Genomic DNA, 25,157 nt, shown 5'->3' on the forward strand with positions numbered 1-25,157 from the left:
CAGAACCAGTTGCCGTCAATTTTCGGCCTTGTCCTGACGGGTGGTCACAGTCACCGCACGCAAACGGACAAGGTCACTCTCCATTACGGAAAACATAGTCAGATAAAGCATGTTTTTTACCTTCTTGAACCGCATATGACACGGTGTTTCATCTCGTTACCTACAGACCAGAAATTCGGGCCTGCCCCTTCCCGTTTTCCCCAGATCATTGTTTTATCTGATGAGAATGGACCGGTAGCCGGATTGCGTGCCGCCCGTCATCCATATCCTGACGTTGCATGATGTGTTTTCGACTGTGATCTTCCCCCTCTCAAAATCAGCATTGTACAGAAGCTTGTTTTGAGTCGACAGGTCGGAACAGACAGCGGCGTTCTGGCAAAAGAAACAGAAGACCCTCTTTGCGCCGTATGGGAACCTGAAGCGCTCGCTCCTGCCGACAGCAGAGAGCAGCGCACCCTCCCCTGCGGTCCTGTCTTTCCAGTGCGGTCCGTCTCCCGCTCGTCAATCCTGATCTTCTTCTGAATGCCAGCACACCGGCAGAACAGGAGCGTAAACACCAGACCTCTTTTCTCGCACCACGCACACAGGAGGTTGCCCCCCATGACGCCACTCCGCGTCGGGAAAGAAATCGTCAAAATGTTTTGACAACGTATCATTACACATGGCATCACAAGCCAATGCATCAGCTCGTGACGTGCCCATCAACGACGGTGGGGACAGTAAGCCGATGACAGAACCAGCGATGACACCCGGATGACCAACGACGGTCTCTGTGCCTGATAATGGCGCATCTGCTCCCTGCGACAGATGCTGGACGTTATGACGTGGACAAAGGCTTCCTCAAGGCAGGAAACCCGCGCACTCTGCTCGCGGCATTCCTCTATTTCGACGTGTCCTTCATGGTCTGGGTTCTGCTCGGACCTCTGGGAATTTCCATCTCCCACGACCTGCATCTCAATGCAGGTCAGAAAGGCCTGCTGGTCGCGACTCCTGTGCTGGCAGGCGCCGTGCTGCGCGTACTGGCCGGGGCGCTGGTCGACCTGTTCGGGCCACGCCGCGTCGCTATCGGAGCACAGATTTTCGTCATCGTCGGGCTTTTTCTCGCGTGGATGATCGCGCCGCATAGCTATGCGGCCCTCTTTGGCGTGGCGCTGGTGCTGGGCGTGGCCGGGGCTTCCTTCGCCGTCGCCCTTCCCCTCGCCTCCGCATGGTATCCGCCGCAGTACCAAGGCACGGCCCTCGGCATCGCTGGCGCCGGAAATTCCGGAACAGCGCTCGCCTCTCTCTTCGCACCGGGACTGGCAGCCCTTTATGGCTGGGTTAATGTGCTGGGACTGGCCACTCTGCCGCTGACCGGCGTGCTGATCGCCTTCCTGTTTCTGGCCAGCGAACCTCCGGGCAGAAAAGCTGGAGGTGGCCTGAAAACCTGGCTTCCCGTTCTGCGTAACGCCGACTGCTGGGCCCTGATGTTTTTCTACGGCGTGACCTTCGGCGGCTTTGTCGGTCTGGCCTCCTTCCTCACCATCTACTTCAACGACCAGTACGGCCTGTCTCCCGCGATCGCCGGAACCTGCACCGCTTTTGTTGTGTTCGTCGGCTCCTTCGTGCGTCCTCTTGGCGGGGCAATCGCCGATCGTATTGGCGGCGAACGCACCCTGACCATCCTCTACGGACTGGCGGCCATCGTCTTCGCGATTATCGGCTTCGGACTCCCGACCATCTGGCTCGCTTTCCCTGCTTTCTTTCTCGGTATGGTGGTGCTTGGTCTCGGCAACGGCGCGGTGTTCCAACTTGTGCCGACACGTTTTCCAACGCAGGTCGGCATTCTTACCGGTCTGGTCGGCATGAGCGGAGGCGTCGGCGGGTTCTATCTTGCCTCATCCCTCGGTGCGGCGCGGCAGGCGACAGGCTCATACGGCCCCGGTTTTCTGGGCTTCGCGATCATCGCTCTTCTGGGACTGGCATGCGTCAGCCTCTGCCGCCGACGCTGGAAATCCGAACGGGATGTATTTCCTGCCGCCGCAAACGCCCCGGCGTCTCTGTAACCGTCCTCCCTCTCCCATCAGCAGGAACGCACACAGTGACTCCTCGCACGCCATTTTTTCGTCCATCTCGCTTCAGCGCGGGATCGGCTGCCCTGCTCGCGGGTCTGTGCATGGCGCAGACCGCATGGGCTGATGCTCTCCCTATCACTCAAAATCCTCCTTCTTCACAGCAGGGAAAAGCACCACCCACTTCTAAAAAACTGTTCCTGCACAGCCCTGACTGGGGCGTTTTCAATGCAGGCAAAGGCGCTGCGGCCGGTTTCGGAACAGTAGGCGGATACGGTCAGGCACGCTGGGCGGAAGACTGGAGCGATATCGTCAATACATCGCCCGAAAAACGGAAGAACGACTGGTTCAATCGTCTGAAATACATTCGCCTGACAGACAAGGGCGATATCTGGCTGTCCATCAACGGAGAAGAGCGGCTGCGCTATATCTTCGAGAACCAGCCGATGATGGGAACCGCAGGCAAAACCAATGCCAGCCGCGTGCTGCTGCGCAGCATGTATGGCGCTGACCTGCATATTGGCGAGCATGTCCGCGCCTACGCCGAATTTCTCTGGGGGGTCGCAGGCGGCTCCAATTATTACGGTTATCAGGCCGGAACCCAGCGTGAGCGTCTCGATCTCCAGCAGGGTATTCTTGAAGTAAAAGGAAACCTGCTCGGCGCGAAAATGGGTGTGATCGGCGGCCGACAGGTGTTTCTTGATGCCCCCGTTTCCATGCAGTCCGCCCGCGATCTGACCAACGTGCAGCAGACATGGGACGGCTTTCGCGGTTATGCGGTCTGGAAGTCGTTCCGGCTGGACGTGTTCGATTTCATGCAGACGAACAAGCTGCCGCGGAACGTCTTTGCTGACGGCACGAACTACAATGCCCGGATGTACGGAATCTATACCTCCACAGCTCTCCCCACCTTTTCCGTCATGAACCAGAAAAGCCAGCTTTTTGCGGATGTGTTCTTCATCGGTTATCTTTTCAACGGCGCCCCGGCTGCCCTGCCGACCATGACCGGCACACAGGCCGGATCAACCCGTCGTGATAATGTCGGTGCACGGTTCTGGGGTAATGTCGGTCCTTTCGATATCAGCCTGACCGGCGTGTTTCAGGGTGGTGAGTTCCGCCCCGCCGCCAATCAGGGCTCGACCCGCCCGGTCCGCGCCTATGCCGTCAACGGCTCGTTCGGCTGGACGGCGAAAAGCCTGAAGGCGAAACCCTCCATCGCTCTTCAGGCCGATCTGTTCTCCGGCGGCTCCTATCACAGCAAGGACGGCGCGGTCGGCACATTCGCCACACCGTATTTCCCGCTGCCTTACTACAACGATGTAACACTCGCCCTCACCTCCCAGAACCTGATCGGGGTTGGGCCTGTCATCACAGCCGCTCCTCTGGCGAATCTACACCTCAAACTGCATGTGCCGGTCTTCTGGCGTGAAAGCACGCAGGACGCTGTCTATGGCACCGGAAAAATCTACGGATATCGCAACACTCTTTCCGGTGGCTTCCTCGGTGTTACGCCACAGACGCAGGTCGCGTGGAACTTTGCGCCCCACTGGACATGGACCCATGACATCGCCGGGTTCCTCGCCTCGCAGGGGATGCATCACGCGGGCGCGAAGGACGGAGCCTTCTACATGCAGACCATGGAATTCAAGTTCTGAAGCTCACACAGCGCCGCACAGAGACAGCACATGACAGAAGACGCGACCATGACCAAGGCAGGCAACATCATCATCATCGGTAACGGCATGGTCGGCCATTACTGTGCCGAGCAGCTTGTGATGCATGGGCTGAATGAGACCCATGCGATCCACATTTTCGGCGACGAACTGCATGACGCTTATGACCGGGTGCATCTTACCGAGTATATGAGCGGCAGGGACGCGCTGGCGCTTCGTCTGCATGTCGAGGATTTTCACGCAGCACATGAACTCACCCTGCATCGTGGTGTGCGGGTGACAGGCATCGACCGTGCGACGCAGGTTGTGGAAAGCGACGAAGGCTTCCTGCCCTACGACACCCTGATCCTCGCCACAGGTTCCACGCCTTTCGTGCCGCCGGTTCCCGGCAATACAGGCACGGCAGGGCTGGTCTATCGTACGCTGGACGATCTCGACATGATCCGCTCAGCCGCAGAAGGTGCGAAACATGGTGTGGTGATCGGCGGCGGTCTTCTGGGGCTGGAAGCGGCAAATGCCCTTGCTGGTCTTGGCCTTTCAACAGCCGTGGTCGAATTCGCGTCTCGCCTCATGCCTGTGCAGCTTGATGAGGAGGGTGGAGCCGCGCTGAAACAGCGGATCGAAGCCCTCGGGATTCAGGTTCTGACCGCACACGCCACGCAGGAAATCGTATCTGGTGAAACGCACAGGCACCGTCTCGCATTTGCAGACGGCACTTCACTGGAAACCGATCTCGTGGTGTTTTCGGCGGGCATCCGTCCACAGGACCGGTTGGCCCGTGACTGTGGTCTGGCCGTCGGCGCGCGTGGAGGCGTGGTCATTGATGACACATGCCGCACCTCCGACCCTTCCATTTTCGCCATCGGGGAATGCGCCTGCTGGAATGGACAGGTCTTCGGCCTCGTCGCACCGGGCTACACCATGGCGCGGACTGTCGCCTCCACGCTGGCGGGTGAAGAAGCGGCCTTCTCGGGCGCGGACATGTCCACAAAACTCAAGCTTCTGGGTGTGGATGTCGGTTCCATCGGCGACGCACATGGCGTCACACCGGGCAGCCGCAGCTATCGCTTTATTGGAGAAGTCGATGGCTCCTACCGCCGTCTCGTCCTTTCGGAAGACGGCAGTCAGGTGCTCGGAGCCGTTCTGGTGGGCGACAATGCCTATTACGACACGATCCTTCAGTATGTGCAGAACAGCATCAAGCCGCCCGCCGATCCTGCGGCTCTGATCCTGCCGCGTGGCGAAGGCGCGGAACTGCTGGGAGCCGATGCGCTGCCGGATACGGCCATGATCTGCTCATGCCACAACGTCACCAAGGGCGCGATCTGCACCGCCATTGATGGCGGCTGCGCGGACTTTTCCTCCCTGAAACAGAGCACCAAGGCCAGCACGGGCTGCGGCGGTTGCGCGGGCCTTCTGAAAAGCGTATTCGAGAATGAACTGGAATCACGCGGAATCACGGTAGATCGCAGTCTGTGTGAGCATTTTTCCTATACACGGCAGGAACTTTACTCCTTGGTCCGCGTGCATGGCATCCAGACATTTGAAGATCTCATGGCACAGCATGGCAATGGTGGGATCGGCTGCGATATCTGCAAGCCTGCCGTCGGCTCCATTCTGGCTTCCGCATGGAACAAGCCGATTACGGACCCGCTCTACATTCCGCTTCAGGACACGAACGATACGTTCATGGCCAACATGCAGAAGAATGGCACCTACTCCGTCGTTCCCCGCATCGCGGGCGGCGAGATCACGCCTGAAAAGCTGATCGTTCTTGGTCAGGTCGCCAAGAAGTATGACCTTTATACCAAGATCACCGGCGGACAGCGTATCGATCTTTTTGGAGCCAGACTTGAGCAGTTGCCCGACATCTGGGTCGAACTGCTCGATGCAGGTTTCGAGACCGGACACGCTTACGGAAAATCCACCCGGACAGTGAAATCCTGTGTCGGCAGCACATGGTGTCGGTATGGCGTACAGGACAGCGTCCGCAAGGCGCTGGATCTGGAAAACCGCTACAAGGGTCTGCGTTCTCCCCACAAGCTCAAATTCGCCGTTTCCGGCTGCACCCGTGAATGTGCGGAAGCGCAGAGCAAGGATGTGGGCGTGATCGCCACCGAAAACGGCTGGAACCTTTATGTCTGCGGCAATGGCGGCATGCGGCCCCGCCATGCGGAACTGTTCGCCACCGATCTGGATACGGATACGCTTCTAAAATATATCGACCGTTTCCTAATGTTCTACATCCGTACGGCTGATAAACTTCAACGTACCTCCGTCTGGCGGGAGAATCTGGAAGGCGGGCTGGATTACCTCAGGGACGTCATCATCAACGACAGTCTCGGCATCTGCACGGAACTGGAGAGCCAGATGCAACTGGTCGTTGACCGCTATCATTGCGAATGGCGAGACGCCCTGACGGATCGTGAAAAGCTCAAGAGATTCCGTACATTCGTCAATGACAGCCGTCCCGACCCGAATATCCGCACAGTGCCGGAGCGTGATCAGGTTCGTCCGGCTGATAATCTGCCTGAAGCCGTTTCCTCAGCGGGTCCTTTTCACTGGACGACCCTGTGCGGACAGGATGATCTCGTGGAAAACTCGGGCGTTGTCGCGTGGCATGACGGAAGTCAGATTGCACTGTTCTATCTGCCCGCGACGGAAACCACTGCTGCCCGGGTCTATGCCATCGACAACCACGATCCGTTTTCCAACGCCAATGTCATCGGTCGCGGTATCATGGGGGATCTGAAAGGACAGCTTGTGGTCGCCTCGCCTCTCTACAAGCAGCACTTCCGGCTGGAAGATGGACAATGTCTGGAAGACGCCAATGTTCGGCTGCGGACATGGGACGCCCGGATGGAGAACAGAAAAATCGAGATCAGGGCAAAGACCGAGACAAACGTGCCGGATCTCGTAACGGCCTGATCCGATATGGCGAGAGAGGAAATCCGCACCGTCTGCCCCTATTGCGGGGTCGGGTGCGGCGTTATTCTGGAAGTCGAAAATGAGCGTATCGTCAAGGTACGCGGCGACACCGCACACCCTGCGAATGGTGGTCGGCTCTGCACCAAAGGCAGTTCCTGCGATAAACCTCTCCTCTCCGACCAGCGGCTGCGTCAGGCTTTTGTCCGCGCCAAACGTGACGAAGCAGCAGCCCCACTGCCCATGCAGCAGGCCATCGCAACCACGGCGAAACGCCTGCGGAGCATTCTCGACAAACATGGTCCGGACGCCATCGGCTTCTACGTCTCGGGGCAGATGTCTCTGGAAGCGCAGTATCTGATCAACAAGCTGGCCAAAGGGTTTGTCCGCAGCCAGCACATTGAATCGAACTCCCGGCTTTGTATGGCCGCCGCCGGAACCGGCTACAAGCTCTCACTGGGAGCCGATGCGCCGCCGGGCAGCTACGAAGATTTCGACTGCACCGACCTGTTCTTCGTCATCGGCGCGAACATGGCCGACTGTCACCCCATCCTGTTCCTGCGGCTGATGGATCGCAAACGCAGCGGAGCCAGACTGATCGTTGTTGATCCGCGCCGGACAGCCACAGCCGAAAAAGCCGATCTTTATCTTCCCATCCGTCCCGGCACCGACCTCGCCCTTCTCAACGGCTTGCTCCATCTTCTTGTCAAAAACGATGCTATCGACAGGGATTTCATTGCACACGCCACCACGGGCTGGGACTCCATGGAGGCGTTTCTTGAGGACTACGCGCCTGAAACCGTAGCCGAGATTACAGGTCTGCCCACCGAGGACATCCTGACGGCGGCACACTGGATCGCAGAAGCCGGTGAGTGGATGAGCCTGTGGACCATGGGGCTGAACCAGAGCATCGCCGGTACATGGAACACCAACGCTGTGTGCAATCTTCACCTTGCAACCGGGGCCATCTGCCGTCCCGGTAGCGGTCCTTTCTCGCTCACCGGACAGCCCAACGCCATGGGCGGGCGTGAGATGGGCTATATGGGCCCCGGTCTGCCCGGTCAGCGCAGCGCGCTGGTCGCAGCGGATCGGAACTTTGTCGAACAGCAATGGAATCTTTCGCCCGGAACCCTGCGTGATACAGGTGGTGACGGGGCCATCGCGATGTTCAAAGCGATGGAACAGGGAGAGATCAAGGCGTGCTGGGTCATCTGCACCAATCCTGTGGCGACAGTCGCCAACCGCAAACATGTGGTGCGGGCTCTGGAGGCTGCTGACTGTGTCATCGTGCAGGACGCGTTCGCGGACAGCGAGACCACCCGTTTTGCCGACATTCTGTTGCCTGCCACTCTGTGGGCGGAAAGCGAGGGGGTGCAGGTCAATTCCGACCGCACCATGACGCTTGCCCGTCAGGCTGTGCCGCCACCGGGCGAAGCACTGGCGGACTGGGACATCATTGCCCGCGTGGCCTGCGCCATGGGGTTCGAACAGGATTTTACGTTTGCTTCCGCAGCCGACGTGTTTGCCGAAGCCAGCCGGTTCACAAATCCGAAAACAGGTTACGACATTGCTGGTGTCAGTCATGCCCGTCTTCGCGAAGGCCCCGTGCAATGGCCCGCTCCGGCTGGCGACACGCAGTCGCGGCATCCCATCCGCTATCTCCCGTCTGACAGTGACGGTCCCGTCTTTGCGACAGCTGATAGCAAGGCGGTCTTTTTCGCTCGTCCATGGATGCGACCGGAGGAATGGCCGGACGACGAGTTCCCCTTCGTCCTGAACAGCGGCCGCCTCCAACACCAGTGGCACACGCTCACCAAGACCGGACGGGTGGAGAGTCTCAATCGCCTCAATCCGGGACCATTCGTAGAAATCGGCAGCGAAGACGCCGCCACGCTCGGGTTGGCGAAGGATGATTCCGTGCGCATCACCTCCCGGCGCGGGCAGATCGTTCTTCCCGTGCTAATCTCGTCACGGGTGCGTTCAGGCACGTGCTTCGCTCCCTTTCACTGGAATGACAGATTCGGGGAAAACATGACGGTCAACGCCGTCACACCGGATGCCGTCGATCCCATCTCGCTGCAACCCGGCTTCAAAGTCTGCGCCGTCTCTCTTGAGCGCGTGGAAACAACGACGCACGCCGCTTCCGTGAAACCGGAAAAGGAAGGATCTCACACCATGACCTTGCGGTCTCTCGTCACCCATCTCGGTCTGGATTCTTCGACTTCTGTCTCCCTGCCCGCTCTGTCCGAAGAAGCACAGGCATGGTTGTCCGGTTTTCTTGAAGGACTGAAAATCGCTCCGCCGGAACCGGGTGAACTGCCGTCCGTTCCGGCTTCCGCTCCACTCCCCCCGCAGACACGGACGCATTTCAGCGGAATTCTCGCAGGGCTGTACAGCCGGACACGACCAGAGATACCGACACAGGCAGAGGACAACTCTCCGCTGCCTCCGACTATCGGCGTATGGTGGGCTTCCCAGACCGGACGTGCTGAAGGGCTTGCGGCAACGGTTGTGACATGGTTACGCGAGGCAGGGCATCCGGCAGAAGCGAAGTGTCTGGACAGTTGGGAGTGTGGCCATCCGGTTTCCGGGAAAGCGCTTTTTGTGGTCTCCACTTTCGGAGATGGTGATCCACCGGATTGCGCCGCCCCCTTCTGGGATACGTTAAGGTCTCAGAAGACGCCATTAACTGGTTTTGCTTATGCCATTCTGGCGCTCGGTGACTCCTCCTATGCCAGCTTTTGCGGCTTTGGACGCGCTCTTGATGGACGGCTGCGCGAACTGGGAGCGTCACCGTTACTGGAGCGCGTGGACTGCGAACCGGATTTCGAAGACACTGTTGAAGCATGGCGAGGTGCTCTGCTGACAGCACTCAACGGGACAGGCGCTCCGGCCGCCCCCATTGCCGTCGAAGCTCCCCGGATCGTGGCGGGTACACGCGACGCGCCGGTCGTGGCTAAACTGAGCATCAACGAACGGCTCTGCACATCGGGAAGCGAACGGGACACCCGCCGGATCGGTCTTGACCTGAGCGGAACGGAACTGACATGGGAAACAGGCGATGCGCTAGGCGTGTGGCCCTGCAATACAGTAGAAAATGCAGAGATCGCCTTGCATGCCCTACAACTTCCGGGAGACACATCAATTGTTTTAAGAGAGTGTGGCGCGATCGGATTGAGGGATGCTCTGTTGCGTCATTTCGATCTGTCCCGTCCCAATCCGGCCATGCTGACGGCTCTCGGTGAACGGGAAACGGGTTTTCTGCCCGACCTTCTCAGAGAGGCTTCTCTTTCTGTTACAGCGCAGGACGTGCCTGCCCTGTTCCGGCGTATGCAGCCACGTCTTTATTCCATCGCTTCCTCACCGCAGGCCACGGGCCGGGTGGTGGAACTGACTGTGGGGATCAATTTCACGCCGTGGCCGGGTGTGTGCTCGAACTGGCTCGCCAGTCTGGAGGATGGCCATGAAGTGCCGGTCTTTACCCAGCCCACCACACATTTCAGACTGCCGCAGGATGATGCGATTCCGGTGGTCATGATCGGTCCCGGCACCGGAATTGCGCCTTTCAGAGGCTTTCTTCAGGAGCGTGCCGCCCGCAAGGCTTCCGGGTGTAACTGGCTTTTCTTCGGTGAACGCAACGCTGATGAGGGTTTTTACTATCGCTCCGAACTGGAATCCTTCCAGACTGAAGGTGTGCTGACGCGACTGGACACGGCTTTTTCGCGTGATCAGCCGGAACGGATCTATGTGCAGGACCGTATGGAGGAGGCTGGTGCGGATTTGTGGAAATGGTTGAATGATGGCGCTTGTGTCTATGTCTGCGGAGACGCCAGCCGTATGGCCCGCGATGTCGATGCCGCCCTGAAGCGGATCGTCGCGCGTCACGGCGGCCTGCCGACAGGGGAAGCTGACTCGTTTGTGGCGCAGTTGACACGCGAGGGACGCTATCTGCGGGATGTCTACTGATGGTAGAAGGACGCCCTCCTCTGGTGGTTCTGGTCGCCGACGCCAATCCGAAACGGGGTTTCGCCCTGTCTGAAACATTGCGCAGTGATAGCTCCCTTCGTGTTCTGACGGTTCCGGCCGAAATGGCGCTGATTGACGCCGTAAAACTGCACGGTCCGGATGTCGTGCTGGTGGACATGGCGCGAGCCGACCGTGATGCGCTGGACAGTATCCGCGCCCTGTCGCAATCCGCGCAGGAGCGCCCGATAGCGCTTTTTGTCGACGAGGATGACTCCGCTCTGATGGAAACGGCATTCGATACGGGCATCTGTTCCTACAATGTGATCGAGACGCCGCCCCGTGACGTCAAGCCTCTCCTCCGGGCCGCCATCGCCCTCTATGACCGCTTCCGCCGGACACGCGAAGAACTCAGTGAAGTCCAGCGTGTCCTTGCGGAGCGCAAACTTATTGATCAGGCCAAAAGGTGTTTCATGAAGAACGAAAAAACAAACGAAACCCAGGCTCACCGCTGGCTGCAACGTCGCGCCATGCAGACGTCCCGTCGCATCGCAGCCGTTGCGGAGGAATATCTCGCCAGCCAGAAAAGGGATGATCTGTCATGAAGACGCCAATTCGCATCGGCGTGTTGCAACTGGCCGACAGCGCGCCCGTCATCATGGCTCAGCAGCAGGGCCTCTTTGCCCGGCACGGACTGGAAACGGACATTGTTGTCTCTCCGTCCTGGGCCAATATCGCGGATGGCCTCGTCTGGAAAAAACTTGATGCAGCTGTAGTCTTTTGCCCACTGGCAATGATGACCGCTCTGGGCCGGCGTGGACACGGCACCCTTCTGCGTCCTCTGGGCACGATCAGCCGGGGAGGCAATACGATCATGCTGCGGGGAGCCAATCCGGTCGAGACAATCTGGCACGCAGGCTCACAAGGGCGACGTGCTTTTGATATCTGGCGCAGCGGCATCGGACGACGCCCCCGTATTGCCGTCGTGCACAGCTATTCCACTCATCTTCTCATTCTCAGAAGATTTCTGAAAATGATTGATGTGGACATGGAAAGCGATATTGAGCTTCTGGTGATGCCACCCGTCGACATGATCCACGCTCTTTCTGAGAAGAAGATCGACGGTGGATGTGTCGGCCCGCCATGGGGAACTGAGGCGGAGAGGATCGGTGTTGCTTTCCGGGTCGGTGGCTCGTCCTCCGTTTTTCCTGATCATGTCGAGAAGATCATGGTGGCTTCCGGGGAGCTTGCCTGTTCCGAACCCAAAATGCAGGCGATGACCCGCGCCCTGCAGGAAGCCATCAGCTTTTGTCAGCAACCCCACCATAGACAGGGCATCACCGATGCGCTCGCGGCTTCCCTCCCGACGGGCGGTCTCGCGCTCCCTGCGGAAGCCACTCACGCAGTGCTGCCAGAAGGATCTGCCGCAGAAGCAATCTCCTTTTCTTCCGGAATGCTTCAGAAGCACGATATCGAATGGATCATTCACGACATGATGGCTCTTGGTTGGCTGGAAAATACCGAACGGCAGACACTCATGCAGTGGAGTGCTTCCGGCGCCTTGACCTCCGCACCTCCCGTTCCTCTCTGATTTTCCGGAAACGTACCTTAACAGGCTCCTCCTTCATGCTGTTCAACTTCGAAATGGATTTCGCCCATTCGTTGCGCTGCATCCCGATGATAGTCAGGATGAAACTTGATCTGTGCGGTGTAAAAGTCAGCCTCCGTCAATGGAGCCGTTTCACACAGGAGGATCGGGCCGCACTCGTGCAACGACCGGCAGAAAGCCTGAAGCAGTGTAAAATCTATCGCAATCTCCTTGTCGACCTTATCAGGCAAAGAGCGGAAGAAGAGCCCGTCTTTCTTCCGCCAGTTTCACCGGAAACCTGGCAGAAAGCAGATGATATACCGCAGAGCATCAGACAGACCGCTGCTGCGCATGGCGCAGCCACACCAACCTTGCAGCAGTGGAACCATCTTTCCCCGTTGCAACGCTTCGCCCTGATGAAACTCACAAGACCAGGACATGAAAACCAGAATTTCATCCCGGCGTTAAAGGAGTTTTTTACAGAAAATACTTAAAATAAAATACAAATACCGAATTGAATATTTAAAATTAACCATTCCATGAAAGCTTTATTTCCTTCGAAATTTCCGGATTGCATTTCCGGGCAAAAAAGCACGATGACGCCAGAGCTTCCGGCAAATCAATTTCATTTAGCTTTCTAAGATCAATAGGATCAAAAAGCTTTTGCCTCAATGTCCGGTTTTGAGGGGCGGTTTTTTTAATATAATGCGTTCCCTGCTCTGTTTTGCATGGCGATATTTCAGAAAATTTCTCGCCCTGCTGGCGTATATATCGAATATACAAAGTATTAAAATAAATTTCATCAGGAGCCAGACTCCATTTCAGAGCATGATCCAAATCAGGATGAGATTGCGCAAACCATTCCGCAACCGCCCGGTTTGCGGCAAAAAACTGTGATCCACGCCAGAGATCTGACAAGACGACCTCTCGTTCCAAAGGAAATTTTCCGCATACTTTTTTATAAAAATTCCATACTCTTGAATGAAGAATGCTTTTTTTAGGATTAAGGCTTTCAATATCACATGGCTGAAATTTTGTTACGCAATAGCGACCCAATCCTTCGGATGATAGATTCTCCGGATCAATCCCTCCCCATATAGAAAATATATTTCCCTTACTGCGCAACAAATTATTATTAATTTTAACAGGAATTTTTATCGGGAAACATGACCCGCTTATAAAAACAAAACGATCACTGTCAACATCTTTAAGCGCTTCATAGATAAGGTTTTTCATGGCTTGTACCGCAGAAAAACCTCCCCAATTCACCCTCACTCTATTTTCCAAAAAAACTATTCTATTACTTTGATTGATTAAATTACCATTATGGATATCCACTTTGGCGTCGAGGTGAACATAAACAACAGATCTATGATCAGAGAGAAGGGATTCAAGCAGCAAGTTCAGCTGATCGTCAATTTTATGAGCCATAATCATATATGATATTTTCGACTCCTTTTTGTGTATGTTTTTATTTTTTAAAATATCTAATTTTTCATACGCACCATCGTGTTTTTTATATACATGGGTAGTTTTAATTTCGAGAAGATCGTAATATCTATCATATTTTGTTTTTATTTTTTTCGATTTTATCCCAATATCATTGCTATTTTCCATAAAATCACCAAACTATAAATACTTGATTGTTTTTCCTGCACAAACAAAAAATACCACAACATGAAATCTTACAAAAAGAAATTACTTTAAAGTTTACTGCCTTTTGTGTTTAATAATTTGTATTTTCTGCAAGAAAATAATCCGATGTTCGAATTAATGAGACGGATAGATAAAGAACAATACAAATAATTCTTCTTTATCATTGATAATTTCTAAATTCATGACATATCTCACGCAATGAAAATCTGGCTGATTTTGATAAGATTTTACCTGTGGCGCATCATCGCCACCCACTCCACAAAAATCCCGCAATCATAACTCCATTGTTATATCAATGAATTAGCATGCTCTGTATCCTGAACGTGTCATATGTTATGGCGTAGCAGTGACATCTGACCAGTAAACCGCATAACAGGCTGATATTCTCAACAGCCATACAGAACAGGACAAACTGTAAAAACGGTCCAGAACTGCATCTGACGCAGACACACGAACTCAACTACCGCCCGCAACTTACCAGTCAGCCGAGGCGGTTTCACCGAGTTGGGCAATCCCTCTCCCTTATTCAGAATGTTATGGAAGAGAAGACTTGACTTGCCTGTATCAACCGCAGGCAGGCTCTGAGATAACCCACGGCTAAACATCCATCTTCCCGCCGGGAGCAGGCCGAGCCTCCACAGGGACGTTCCAGCAGCTGGTACATTCAGTATTACAAATGTTTCAATTAAATATCACAGGCCTCGACGACATTGCTCCTTATGGGGCACGCCACCGCATCCGTACGAAGATAAGCAACACCCTCCAGCCTGTTACAAAGCAGTCTTCTCCTCATGGAAAAGATGCGTCATCAGGCTCAAAGCCAAACACCAGACATCGCGTAGTCTCGCGTATCATGTGCCTGTCAGAGCATTCCCGGATCACTCCCTCATATCACCCGCAGCGGGCATAACGACACTCCGGCATGACGTTCAGGAAACTGTCAGCTTCACCTGATAGATTAAAACTCAGATCACTGTTCATCCCCACCAACGACACCGAAAGCCGACTGAATTTCATGCATGTTCGTCATGCCACTCAGCACTCCGTCAGTAGGACAGAAGCAAACGTTCATCTGGCTGGATGTCAGCGCCCAGACACTCATCGCCGCAGGAAAGGACCAGTGAGTTTCAGGCCCGCTGCCGTCGGATGGCTTCCGGTGCTTGTCTGCCTGTCTGCCTTGCTTGCACACCCTTCATCAGCGGCGGAGAGCGGGCAGATCATCACAATGGGACCAAAGGCGCAGGGCAATGCCGCCCTGACTGTCTCGACGGTGCAGTCTGGCGCACTCGGCAAAACTCTCGAAGCCATGGGGACCGTCACATCCGAGGCGAGCCGCATTGTCCGCCTCCACCCCGCGGGTTCCGGAAAAGTCCTGCACATAGCCGTCGTCCCGGGACAGCACGTCCGCAAAGGTGATGTGCTCCTCACCTATCAGGATCACGCCCTGCATCTGGTGCGTCTTGAGATGGCCAGAGCCCAGTCCGCACTGGCGACAGCACAGGCAGCCTACCAGAACGCCGCCGCCGCCCACGATCGGGGACGGCTGCTCGCAGGATCAACGGTGTCGGAAGGAGAAAACAAACGTCGTCTGGCGGCGTTTCAGGCGGCAAAAAGTGATATCATCGCCCGGCAGGCCGATGTTGACACGCTGACCCACCAACTCAGGGAGGAATACAACTCCGTTACGGAATCAGACAGGGTCCAGACCAGCAGGTCCGACGAGACATCGGCGATCATCGCCCCTGCCGCAGCGGAAGTGCAGAACATATCCGTCGGCGTGGCGGACGACGTCTCCCCCGCCACGGAACTGATGACCCTTTCCGACATTTCTTCCGTCTGGATTATCTCGGATATTCTCCCACAGGATGCCGCTCAGGTGGCGGAAGGCAGCGAACAGACCACGGAACTCGTGTCGGATACCGGCACGACACTGCTGAAATCGCAGATAACCTCGGTGGGTGACGTGGCCGACCCGGCTACCGGTCTGGTGCGTGTCATAAGCACCGTTCCAAACCCGGACGGTCGTCTTCGTCCCGGTATGTTTCTTAACACCCACCTGCCCGCACAAGGAAAAACGACGGGCATCGTCGTGCCCGAAAGCGCCGTCATGGACATCAACGGTATAAGCATCGTCTTCATCCCGGTCGGTCCGGACCGGTTCCGCCCACAGGAAGTGCGCGTCAGCGGGACGAGCAATGGACAGAAAGTCATTACATCCGGCCTCTCGGCAGGGGAACGGATTGTGACGCACGGTGCGTTCGCCCTGAAGGAAGTGATGCTGGTCTCTGACTCGGATGACGGAGACTGAAAGGCGCATGTCTACCTTTCTATCCGCTCTCCAGACGCGGCGCTGGCTGATCCTCGGAGTTATTGGCCTGATCTTCATCGCAGGATGTTTCGCTGTACGTGGCCTCCCTGTGGAGGCCGTGCCTGACATTTCCCCCCAGCAGGTGCTGGTTTCCGTCGTTGCGCCGGGACTTGCCACGGAAGAAATCGAGCGACTGATCACCTTTCCGATCGAGGCCAGTATGGCCGGCATTCCGGAGATGACCGATCTCAGGTCGGTCTCACGGTCCGGGGTCTCCGTCGTTTACCTCCAGTTCGCCGATGATACGGATATCAATCTCGATCGCGCCCGAGTTCAGGAGCGGCTTCAGCAGGCCCGTGACACGATATCCGTGCCCGGGATCAGCGTGAATATCGGACCGCTGGCGACCGGCCTCGGCGAGATCATGCAGTTGCAGATCAAGGGCGACGGCTATTCCCTGATGGATCTGAACCGCCTGATGACATGGACCGTGGCGCCTCAGCTGAAGCTGGTTTCGGGTGTCGTGGACGTCAACGTCAATGGTGGCGCGGAACAGACCTTTCAGGTGGCTCTCGATCAGGCCCGCCTTCTGGCGCTCGGTGTTTCGGTCGATGACGTTTTCCGCGCGGTGGACGGCAACAACGCCGCATCCGGCGGCGGCTGGATCGAACATGGTGAAGAGCAGCAGATCGTCGTCGGGCGCGGCCTGATCGGCTCGCTCGACGAATTCGGCTCCATTCCCGTCCGGACCAACGCCAATGGCACCGCGATTTTCCTGCGGGATGTCGGACACATCTCCATGGGGCCGAGAACACGCCTTGGCGCCGTCACGCGGGACGGTCAGGGTGAAATCGTCATCGGCGTCATCATGATGCGCATGGGGGCGAGTTCAGACGCCACGCTGGCCGCCATCCACGCGGCGCTCCCGGATATTCGCCGGTCTCTTCCCAAAGGCGTCAGCCTCGATCCCTACTATGTCCGTTCGACACTGACGGACAGCACCATCAGAACGGTCAAGGAAAACCTTGTCGTTGGAGCGCTTCTGGTCATCGGCGTCCTGATTGTGGTCATCGGTGACTGGAGGGCGTCACTGGTCATTGCATCCGTCATCCCGTTTGCTCTCGTCTGCGCCATGACAGGCATGCGCTGGTTCGGGATTTCGGCCAATCTGCTGAGTCTCGGGGCCATTGATTTCGGGATGATCGTCGACAGTTCGCTTGTCGTGGTGGAAAGTCTCATGACCCACCGCGCGCGGGATCAGGCCACCGGACAGAAGACGCCGCTGGCTGCTCTTGCGATTGCATCGGCGTCGGAAGTCCTCCGTCCCGTGAGCTTTGGTATTCTCGTCATCATCATGGTCTATCTGCCGATCCTGACCCTGCAGGCCATTGAGGGCAAGATGTTCCGGCCCATGGCGCAGACCGTGATCATGGCCCTGCTGGCCTCGCTCTTTTACTGCATCGTCTGCGTGCCGGTGCTCGCGGCTCTGGTGATGAAATCTGTCGGCCGCCACAGTGATACACGTCTGGTCGCCGTTCTCCGCCGTGGTTATGCTCCGCTCCTGAACTGGTGCGAGCACCGGCCCCGGATACTCTTCGGCACGACGACCGCAGTTTTTGTGTTTTCCATCTGGGTCGGGCTGCATCTTGGCGGCGAGTTCATCCCCTCTCTCGGTGAAGGCGCACTGACGGTGACAACGACGCGGCTGCCCGGAATCTCGCTGCCTCAGGCCCTGAAGGAAGTCAGTATTCAGGAGCGTATCCTGCGCCGGTTTCCCGAGGTGACTGCCGTTGTCAGCAACACGGGAACCTCGGCCATCCCCACCGATCCGATGGGCGTCAACGAGACGGACAGTTTCATTTTCCTCAAACCGCCTTCCCAGTGGACCACGGCGCGGACACAGGAAGGGCTGGTCATGGCGATGAGCAGGGTGTTGGGCACGGAACTGCCCGGCGTCGCGCAGTCCTGGAGCCAGCCGGTGCAGATGCGGATGGATGACCTTCTCGCCGGCGTCCGGAGTCAGATTGCGGTCTCGGTCTACGGCGATGATCTCGACACGCTTGCCCGCCTTGGTGACAGGGTGGCGGCTGTTCTGAAAGCCGTGCCCGGAGCGGCTGACGTTGCCCCTCAGGGGAAGGGAACCGTTTCCTTCATCCATATCGACATCGACCGCAGACAGGCGGCGCGTCTCGGAATCTCACAGCAGGAACTCCTGAATGTTGTCGAAGCTGTAGGCGGCCATATCGGACGGTCGGTCACAGTCGATGACGCCCTGATCAGCACGCAGGTTCGTTATGATCCCGCTCAGGTCGGCACACGGGACCAGATCGCCCGTCTCAGGATACGTCGCGCGGACGGACGCGGGGCGGTTCTGCTCTCCGAGGTCGCAAAGGTCACGGTGCAGGACGGTCCTCCCCGTATCGGCCGGGACAACATCCGCCGTCGCCTGATTGTTCAGGCCAATGTGCGCGGACGTGACCTGAGTTCCTTCGTGGTGGAAGCCCAGAAGGCCGTCGGCACGAAAATCCGCCTGCCCGTGGGCTACCGCATTGTCTGGGCCGGCCAGTTCCAGAACCTGCGTTCGGCCATGGCGCGTCTGGAAATTGTCGTGCCGATCGCTCTGGCTCTGATTTTCGCCCTGCTGATCACCGCGCTGAATTCCGTGCGACTGGCCGGGCTGGTTTTCATCAATCTGCCCATCGCCGCGACAGGCGGTATTCTGGCCCTCGCCCTTCGGGGTCTGCCTTTCAGCATTTCAGCCGGAATCGGGTTTATTGCGCTGTTCGGCGTGGCCGTTCTGAACGGTGTGGTGCTTGTGACAGCCATAACCTCCCTGCGTCAGGCAGGCCGGAACGCCGCGGGTGCGGCGTTCGAAGCGGCGGAGGAGCGTTTCCGGCCCGTCATGGCGACCGCGCTGGTGGCCAGTCTGGGTTTCATTCCCATGGCCATCTCAAGCAGCGCCGGCGCTGAAGTCGAGCGACCTCTGGCGACAGTTGTGATCGGTGGACTGATCTCCTCGACCCTTCTGACGTTACTTGTGCTGCCATCGCTCTATGCCCGGATCATGAAAAATCGCATCTCATGAAAATCCTGCTTATCGAAGATGAAAGCGCGCTTGGGTCGGCTGTCAGGGATCACACCCGGCAGGCAGGTCATGTCGTTGACTGGTTCAGAACCCTTTCCGACGCCCGTGCGGCCCTGCGGGCTTCTGCGTATGATTTCCTGCTGCTGGATCTGGGACTTCCGGATGGCAACGGCCGTGATCTCCTGCGGGACATCCGTCGTGATCGTTCAGCGATGGCGATCCTGATCACCACGGCGCGGGATCAGGTCAGCGACAGGATCGCGGGGCTGTCGGATGGCGCGGACGATTATATTGTCAAACCCTATGATCTGGACGAACTCGTGGCCCGCATCGAGGCTGTTGCCCGGCGTTATGTGGCATTGCCCGACAATGTCGTGACGATTGGCGCGATCGAGATTGACCTGTCCCGGCGGCAGCTCAGGCGCGATGGACATGATGTCGATCTTTCAGCGCGGGAATGGGCTATTGTCGAGCTTCTTGCGCGCCGCCCGGGCGCTTTGTGCAGTCGCGAACAGATCGAAGATGCTCTCTATGGCCTCAGTGACGATGTAGAGAGCAACGCCATTGAGGTTTTCATCAGCCGGATACGCAAGAAAACCGAAGCCGGTCTGATCGTGACCGTTCGCGGCCGGGGCTACAGCCTCGCGGGAACGGCGTCACGATGAAACACTGGAGTCTGGCGTCACGCATCGTGTCGGGCACTCTGGTCATCGTACTTGGCGCGTTGATTCTTCTCAGCGTTCTGGTCGCGGCTTTTACCCGTTACGAGGTCACGGAACGTCTCGACAACTCCCTGCAGGAAGTCGCGGAGCGTCTGGAATTCGTCATTGGCGAACTGGATAAAAGTGATCACGCTTCCGCCGCGCCGGGCGGGGAAGTCGCCCGGCTCCCCGGCGTGAATCGGCGCACGCTTGCCTATCAGATCGCTTCAACGGATGGTCGTCTTGAAGTCCGCTCCCAAAACGCGCCGGATACGCTTTTTGTTCCTCATCTGCAAACGGGATTCTACGATCTTTCCGAATTCCGCGTGTATATCGTGCCTTCGGTTTCCGGGCATCATTACATTCTTGTGGGTGAGCCGACCTTTCATAGAAATGAAGCGGTCAGACGGGCCACTCTGATTTCAGTCATGCCCATGCTGATCTTCTTTCCGGCGATCTGGCTTCTGGTCCGCTGGCGTGTGCGCAGCGCCATGCAGCCTCTTACCAGTCTGCAGCAGGAAATCAGAAGCCGAGGCGGAGCAAATCTGGCCCCTATCCCACCGCTGGAACTGCCGGAAGAACTCGTGGCGATCCACTCCGCCGTCAATCTTCTGCTGGAACGCCTGAAAATGGCGCTTTCGACCGAACGGGCGTTTGCAGCCAATGCCGCCCACGAACTCAGAAATCCAATCGGGGCACTTCTGGCGCAGGTGCAGATTCTAAGAGGGATGCTGGAGCACTCGGAACATGAAGAACGCGCTACCACCATCATGCATCAGGCCCGCCGAATTGGCAGAATGATGGAAAAACTCCTTCAACTCTCCCGTGTCACATCAGGCATTGCCCTGACCGAAGACAGGTTTGATCTGGTGCCTGTCATCCGATTTCTGGCGCAGGAGCTTGAGCGGGAAAAAGACCAGACTATTGAACTCTCAGGAGTATCACACCTCATGATACGGGGGGACATGGATGCTGCTGGTATCCTGTTCCGTAATCTTCTGGAAAACGCGGTTCTTCATGGCTCCCTGCGACAGCCGGTCCGGGTGACGGTCACAGAGAGTTCCGAGGTTCTGATCTTTAATGACTGCAACCCACTCATGCCGGAAATCTTGCAAGATATGGAGAAACCTTTCGTCAGAGGCACGACAGATGCGGAAGGCAGTGGACTCGGACTTGCGATCGTTCGGCAAATATCACTTCAGCTTCAGGCCGATATCAGGATTACGTCTCCTGTTCCCGGAACGGCAAGAGGCATCATCGTTTCCGTCCGCTTTCCATCCGACGAGGCGACTGTCCACGTCAGGAATCAGTCCTGAAAAGATCGCATTGTGGTGATTTTCGTTTTTCACTCATGTCCTGTCCCGAGATCAACAAACTGTCTGCTCTTACAGGTTTCTAACGACCGTATCTTCCTCGCATGAACACTTGCTGGAATTCATAGGGACACCTAAAAACAGGAAAATAATCATTAGTGAATAAAAATGTCCCTTTTATCATTGGATACACAAAATACACCTCAATCAATCAGTTCCAATATAAGTATAAAAGATAATAGTGGAAACACACTCACTCCCATTCGTGTCAAAGTCATAAATTCGAGACTTTCAGAATCCTGCACATTCAATGCAACCATACCCATAGATACGACATATAACAGCATTCCGTTTTTTGAAAACGGCAACTCTATTGATATTTATGCACAAACCACATCATCCGGCTCCGGAAACACGACAAGTGAAGACCGGATATTTTCCGGAAAAATTGATCACTCAACCTTCAATCCTCTCAAAAGGATCTTGAATCTATCCGGACGAGACTGGTCAGCCAATCTTATAAATTACGAAATATCAGGCGAGTCATTTTTGAACATGACAGCGTCAGACGCCATAAGCTATCTCGCGGGACAGGTCGGCCTGTCAGCAGATATTGACAAGACGTCCGGATTTATAGGTCAGTTTTACCAGTATGAACATAAGGCGCATGGTCTTTCCGGCATGCATAGATACCAGACCGCATGGGATCTCTGTGTCAGCATGCAGCACGAATATGGATATGATCTCTGGGTTGAAAATAAAACCTTATATTTCAAGAAAAAGCAGGAAAACGATAACATCATTAACCTGCAATGGAACAATCAGACAGGAAGCTCGAATAACTATGAAAGAGCTATTCTCGATATAAATTTACTGAACAACCAGACCTATTCGGAAGATATATATGTAAAAATATCTTCGTGGGATGCTCGCCAAAAGACCGTACATTCCGCACAATATCCAGAAAACAATAGCTCCGGACATGCCTTTAATTTTACGGCGCCAATTGGAACAACGACTGATCAATGTAAAAATCTGGCTCAGAGACGTTATAACGATATTATGGCGCATGGCAAAAATGTTGAACTACACCTCCACCCTTACTTGAATATATCCACAAGACAACTCATAAAACTCAGCGGAACAGGAACTTCTTTTGATTCTATAATCTATACTGTTGATCAGGTTACCATCGAATATAGCGGACGATCCATAACAAAAAAGGCGATGTTAAGACCGCGGTAGATATGGAAAATTAAAAAATGACACAGATTCACAATTCAATAAATATGCTTATGCATTCGCATATCAACAGAATTGGCCGCGCAAAATTTGGCATCGTGAGCGCGCTGGATTATAAAAATGGATTGGTAAAAGTACGACTGCAACCAGACAATTGTGAAACCGGCTGGATATGTGATGCGGCAATCTCTGTTGGTGAAGCCACAATCTACTCACCATCGCCAGTAGGAACACATGTTTTTGTTGATACGGCTCATGGAGATGGCGACAACTATGTCGTCGTAAGCCGGGTTTTTGATTCAACCACACCACCTCAAACGTTTTCCTGCCTGAAGAATCAACCCGTCTCAGCAGGACAGCTCGGTATAAAAACAGGAAACATCGAATTTTGTATTGACAAAAATGGAATAAAAATAATTTCCGATCTTGAAATTACCGGCAACGTAACCGTTTCAGGTGATGTGAAAGTATCTGGCATTTCGCTCATGCATCATACACATTCCGGTGTGAAAGCAGGCTCGGATTCGACAACACCCCCTCAATAACACAAATTCAAGGACAGGATAAAGTGTCAGATATATCTCATACATCTGGATATGATCTTGATATTACTGAAACAGGTGATCTGGCTGTAGCATCCGGTTCAGATATTGGAAAACAACGCATTACCCGACGCCTATGCACCAATCCAGGTGATTACATTTTCTGGACTGACTATGGAGCAGGACTTCCTCAAAGAATAGGAAATACAGATACATTAAATGATATCACCTCCATTATATTAGAACAAATGAAAATGGAATCCGCTATTTCAGTATCACCAACACCCTCCATAAAAATGCACACCCTAAGTGACGGAACAAAAAAAATCAGCATACAGTACTCCGATTCAACTACGGATGAAACTACGCTGATGGAAATTTAAGATGAATCTATCCTTACAGAATTTTTCAACATTGGTTTCAAATTCATGCGCGGCAGCCCAAAGCGCCTGTTCATCATTGATTGATTTCACAACGGGTTCAGTCACACGATCGATATTTGAAGCCAATGCAACAGTTGCGCTCTGGATACAGTATTTAATTCTTCAAACCTTATCGCTCACCAGACTTTCCACATCGTTTGGCGATGATGTTGATACCTGGATCGCACAATTCGGAATTTCCCGCCTGCCAGCAGCAGCATCCACTACAACAGAAACCTTTATCAGCCTGACTCCCGACTCCTCATCGGCAACAGTTCCTGTCGGAGCCATCGTCAAATCATCTGATGGAAGCGTATTGTTTTCCGTTACCAAGGATCAGACCAATCAGTATTGGTCAGAATCTTCAAACGGTTATATCCGTCAAAATGGTGTTGCATCCATCACATGCCCCGTCACGTGCACTGTCGCAGGTTCTGTTGGGAACGTCATGTCAGGTGTTCTCAATACACTTGGCACCCAGATTTCAGGCATCGACACATGCACCAACCTTTCAAACGTCAGCAATGGTTATGACGAAGAAACAGATGAATCGGTCAAATCCCGTATTAACCTGTGGTTCTCTTCATTATCCTCTGCAACGCTTTCGTCCATTGAATACGCCATAGAAAGCTCATTCCCAAATATTTTCTATCAGATCATAGAAAACAAGGATCCTTCCGGGTACTATAGACCCGGTTTTTTTTACGTTGCTGTTGATGATGGCTCCGGCGACATATCATCAGACAACATAAACAAAACAATAGCGGCGATAAATGTCGTTCGCGCTTGTGGAGTAGAATTTTCCGTCATTCGTTCCACAACAATTCCAGTGTCTGTGGCCGTTCCCATAACGGTAAAGACCGGAACAGACATGACAGGCATAGAAAAAACCATCACAACCAGCATATCTGATTATATCAACAGCCTCACCGTCGGAGCTGTATGCAGTTATACAAAAATATCCAGCGTCATTTTTTCTGCTGCCGAAAATATTGTAGAATCCATTGGCGTCATCATGATTAACCAGCAATCAGTTGATATAGGTGGACAGACCGGCACCGTTGTACGGTTGAAAAATATTGATTTTTCCGTATCCTATATTTAAGGAAATCCAATGGCTACTGGCGACAGTGAAGATATTTTCAAACGCATTCGCTCTACCTTACCCCAATCATGGTTCCCAGCATCCTCAGAGAATGCGACCCCGGTACTTGATGGTATTTTAACCGGACTGGCGTGGCCATGGGCAATGCTTTACAAACTTCTGGGCTACACACAGAACCAGACCCGACTTGATACCAGCAGTGGAAACTTCATAGATATTGCCGCATCTGATTATTTCGGCAACAGCCTGCCACGTCTGGAAAATGAAAGTGATTCCTCTTACATAGAACGTATAAAGCAGGAATTTTTCACCAAGCGTAACACGCGAGAGGCTTTTGATTCTGTAAAAGCATCTGACAGTAGCATAGAAAGAATCGTTGAACCCTGGAGTTCAGTAGACTGTGCATGTTATGGACGCGACACATACGACAGCACCAGTCTTTGTTATGGCTCAAGAACTTCCCCCGGCACTGTTTTCATAATGACTTCAGGAGAAGCTTCTTTCTCCGTCGTTTCCCACGAGATTACAGGCATCAAGGCTGAAGGAACAGAAGCCATTCTAGTAGCTTCCAGTTCTGATTGAT

Annotated in this window: 18 protein-coding genes; 17 read left to right on the top strand and 1 reads right to left on the bottom strand. The window is 54.8% G+C overall.

The window, feature by feature from the left end; genetic code table 11:
- Positions 1-9 precede the first annotated feature (9 nt).
- The 8 genes from LKE90_RS16495 (at position 10) to LKE90_RS09485 (ending at position 12,694) form a co-directional block, all read left to right on the top strand.
- Positions 10-282 (top strand): NTP transferase domain-containing protein, encoded by a 273-nt coding sequence (locus tag LKE90_RS16495; protein ID WP_366509529.1) that lies wholly within the window; start codon positions 10-12, stop codon positions 280-282.
- A gap of 500 nt (positions 283-782) precedes the next feature.
- Positions 783-2,045 carry a nitrate/nitrite transporter gene (locus tag LKE90_RS09455; RefSeq protein ID WP_291493111.1) on the top strand — a complete coding sequence of 421 codons (1,263 nt, stop codon included), beginning with the start codon at positions 783-785 and terminating at the stop codon, positions 2,043-2,045.
- 110 nt (positions 2,046-2,155) lie between these two features.
- Positions 2,156-3,706, top strand: a complete 1,551-nt coding sequence (locus LKE90_RS09460; protein WP_291493315.1) for an alginate export family protein — start codon at positions 2,156-2,158, stop codon at positions 3,704-3,706.
- Positions 3,707-3,754: 48 nt separating this feature from the next.
- Positions 3,755-6,652, top strand: a complete 2,898-nt coding sequence (gene nirB, locus LKE90_RS09465; protein WP_291493313.1) for a nitrite reductase large subunit NirB — start codon at positions 3,755-3,757, stop codon at positions 6,650-6,652.
- Between the two features lie 6 nt (positions 6,653-6,658).
- On the top strand, positions 6,659-10,615 hold the full coding sequence (locus tag LKE90_RS09470) for a bifunctional nitrate reductase/sulfite reductase flavoprotein subunit alpha (protein ID WP_291493109.1): 3,957 nt from the start codon (positions 6,659-6,661) through the stop codon (positions 10,613-10,615).
- A complete protein-coding gene (locus LKE90_RS09475) occupies positions 10,615-11,217 on the top strand; it encodes an ANTAR domain-containing response regulator (protein WP_291493107.1) in 603 nt (200 codons plus the stop codon). Before LKE90_RS09470 ends, LKE90_RS09475 begins: the two co-directional genes overlap by 1 nt.
- Positions 11,214-12,203 carry an ABC transporter substrate-binding protein gene (locus LKE90_RS09480; RefSeq protein WP_291493106.1) on the top strand — a complete coding sequence of 330 codons (990 nt, stop codon included), beginning with the start codon at positions 11,214-11,216 and terminating at the stop codon, positions 12,201-12,203. The genes LKE90_RS09475 and LKE90_RS09480 overlap by 4 nt, the downstream gene beginning before the upstream one ends.
- 35 nt (positions 12,204-12,238) lie before the next feature.
- A complete protein-coding gene (locus LKE90_RS09485) occupies positions 12,239-12,694 on the top strand; it encodes a nitrate reductase associated protein (protein ID WP_291493104.1) in 456 nt (151 codons plus the stop codon).
- A 34-nt stretch (positions 12,695-12,728) separates the two neighbouring features.
- On the opposite strand, the gene LKE90_RS09490 is transcribed toward LKE90_RS09485, so the two are convergent.
- Positions 12,729-13,817, bottom strand: a complete 1,089-nt coding sequence (locus tag LKE90_RS09490; RefSeq protein WP_291493102.1) for a beta-1,6-N-acetylglucosaminyltransferase — start codon at positions 13,815-13,817, stop codon at positions 12,729-12,731.
- Between the two features lie 1,159 nt (positions 13,818-14,976).
- On the opposite strand from LKE90_RS09490, the gene LKE90_RS09495 reads away from it, so the two are divergent.
- The 9 genes from LKE90_RS09495 (at position 14,977) to LKE90_RS09535 (ending at position 25,156) form a co-directional block, all read left to right on the top strand.
- A complete protein-coding gene (locus LKE90_RS09495) occupies positions 14,977-16,164 on the top strand; it encodes an efflux RND transporter periplasmic adaptor subunit (protein ID WP_291493100.1) in 1,188 nt (395 codons plus the stop codon).
- A 7-nt stretch (positions 16,165-16,171) separates the two neighbouring features.
- On the top strand, positions 16,172-19,249 hold the full coding sequence (locus LKE90_RS09500; RefSeq protein ID WP_291493098.1) for an efflux RND transporter permease subunit: 3,078 nt from the start codon (positions 16,172-16,174) through the stop codon (positions 19,247-19,249).
- Positions 19,246-19,914 carry a response regulator transcription factor gene (locus tag LKE90_RS09505; RefSeq protein ID WP_291493096.1) on the top strand — a complete coding sequence of 223 codons (669 nt, stop codon included), beginning with the start codon at positions 19,246-19,248 and terminating at the stop codon, positions 19,912-19,914. Before LKE90_RS09500 ends, LKE90_RS09505 begins: the two co-directional genes overlap by 4 nt.
- Complete coding sequence (locus LKE90_RS09510; RefSeq protein ID WP_291493095.1) at positions 19,911-21,266, top strand: sensor histidine kinase; 1,356 nt, start codon at positions 19,911-19,913, stop codon at positions 21,264-21,266. The genes LKE90_RS09505 and LKE90_RS09510 overlap by 4 nt, the downstream gene beginning before the upstream one ends.
- Positions 21,267-21,431: 165 nt before the next feature.
- Positions 21,432-22,508, top strand: coding sequence for a hypothetical protein (locus LKE90_RS09515; RefSeq protein ID WP_291493093.1), 1,077 nt, complete (start codon positions 21,432-21,434; stop codon positions 22,506-22,508).
- A gap of 17 nt (positions 22,509-22,525) precedes the next feature.
- Positions 22,526-23,050, top strand: a complete 525-nt coding sequence (locus tag LKE90_RS09520; protein WP_291493092.1) for a hypothetical protein — start codon at positions 22,526-22,528, stop codon at positions 23,048-23,050.
- A gap of 23 nt (positions 23,051-23,073) precedes the next feature.
- Positions 23,074-23,430, top strand: coding sequence for a phage tail protein (locus LKE90_RS09525; protein ID WP_291493090.1), 357 nt, complete (start codon positions 23,074-23,076; stop codon positions 23,428-23,430).
- Position 23,431: 1 nt separating this feature from the next.
- Positions 23,432-24,574 carry a baseplate J/gp47 family protein gene (locus LKE90_RS09530; RefSeq protein WP_291493087.1) on the top strand — a complete coding sequence of 381 codons (1,143 nt, stop codon included), beginning with the start codon at positions 23,432-23,434 and terminating at the stop codon, positions 24,572-24,574.
- Between the two features lie 9 nt (positions 24,575-24,583).
- The gene (locus LKE90_RS09535; RefSeq protein ID WP_291493085.1) at positions 24,584-25,156 is read left to right on the top strand and encodes a hypothetical protein; all 573 of its coding nucleotides are present in this window, start codon (positions 24,584-24,586) and stop codon (positions 25,154-25,156) included.
- Position 25,157: the final 1 nt, after the last annotated feature.

It is taken from the genome of Acetobacter sp., from assembly GCF_022483985.1.
Lineage (GTDB): Bacteria > Pseudomonadota > Alphaproteobacteria > Acetobacterales > Acetobacteraceae > Acetobacter.

Coding starts and splice junctions, on each gene's coding strand:
- LKE90_RS09500 (WP_291493098.1), top strand. CDS start 16,172: ATGTCTACCTTTCTATCCGCTCTCCAGACGCGGCGCTGGCTGATCCTC.
- LKE90_RS09475 (WP_291493107.1), top strand. CDS start 10,615: ATGGTAGAAGGACGCCCTCCTCTGGTGGTTCTGGTCGCCGACGCCAAT.
- LKE90_RS09485 (WP_291493104.1), top strand. CDS start 12,239: ATGCTGTTCAACTTCGAAATGGATTTCGCCCATTCGTTGCGCTGCATC.
- LKE90_RS09490 (WP_291493102.1), bottom strand. CDS start 13,817: ATGGAAAATAGCAATGATATTGGGATAAAATCGAAAAAAATAAAAACA.
- LKE90_RS09470 (WP_291493109.1), top strand. CDS start 6,659: ATGGCGAGAGAGGAAATCCGCACCGTCTGCCCCTATTGCGGGGTCGGG.
- LKE90_RS09455 (WP_291493111.1), top strand. CDS start 783: ATGGCGCATCTGCTCCCTGCGACAGATGCTGGACGTTATGACGTGGAC.
- LKE90_RS09505 (WP_291493096.1), top strand. CDS start 19,246: ATGAAAATCCTGCTTATCGAAGATGAAAGCGCGCTTGGGTCGGCTGTC.
- LKE90_RS09535 (WP_291493085.1), top strand. CDS start 24,584: ATGGCTACTGGCGACAGTGAAGATATTTTCAAACGCATTCGCTCTACC.
- LKE90_RS09460 (WP_291493315.1), top strand. CDS start 2,156: ATGGCGCAGACCGCATGGGCTGATGCTCTCCCTATCACTCAAAATCCT.
- LKE90_RS09530 (WP_291493087.1), top strand. CDS start 23,432: ATGAATCTATCCTTACAGAATTTTTCAACATTGGTTTCAAATTCATGC.
- nirB (WP_291493313.1), top strand. CDS start 3,755: ATGACCAAGGCAGGCAACATCATCATCATCGGTAACGGCATGGTCGGC.
- LKE90_RS09515 (WP_291493093.1), top strand. CDS start 21,432: ATGTCCCTTTTATCATTGGATACACAAAATACACCTCAATCAATCAGT.
- LKE90_RS09510 (WP_291493095.1), top strand. CDS start 19,911: ATGAAACACTGGAGTCTGGCGTCACGCATCGTGTCGGGCACTCTGGTC.
- LKE90_RS09520 (WP_291493092.1), top strand. CDS start 22,526: ATGACACAGATTCACAATTCAATAAATATGCTTATGCATTCGCATATC.
- LKE90_RS09480 (WP_291493106.1), top strand. CDS start 11,214: ATGAAGACGCCAATTCGCATCGGCGTGTTGCAACTGGCCGACAGCGCG.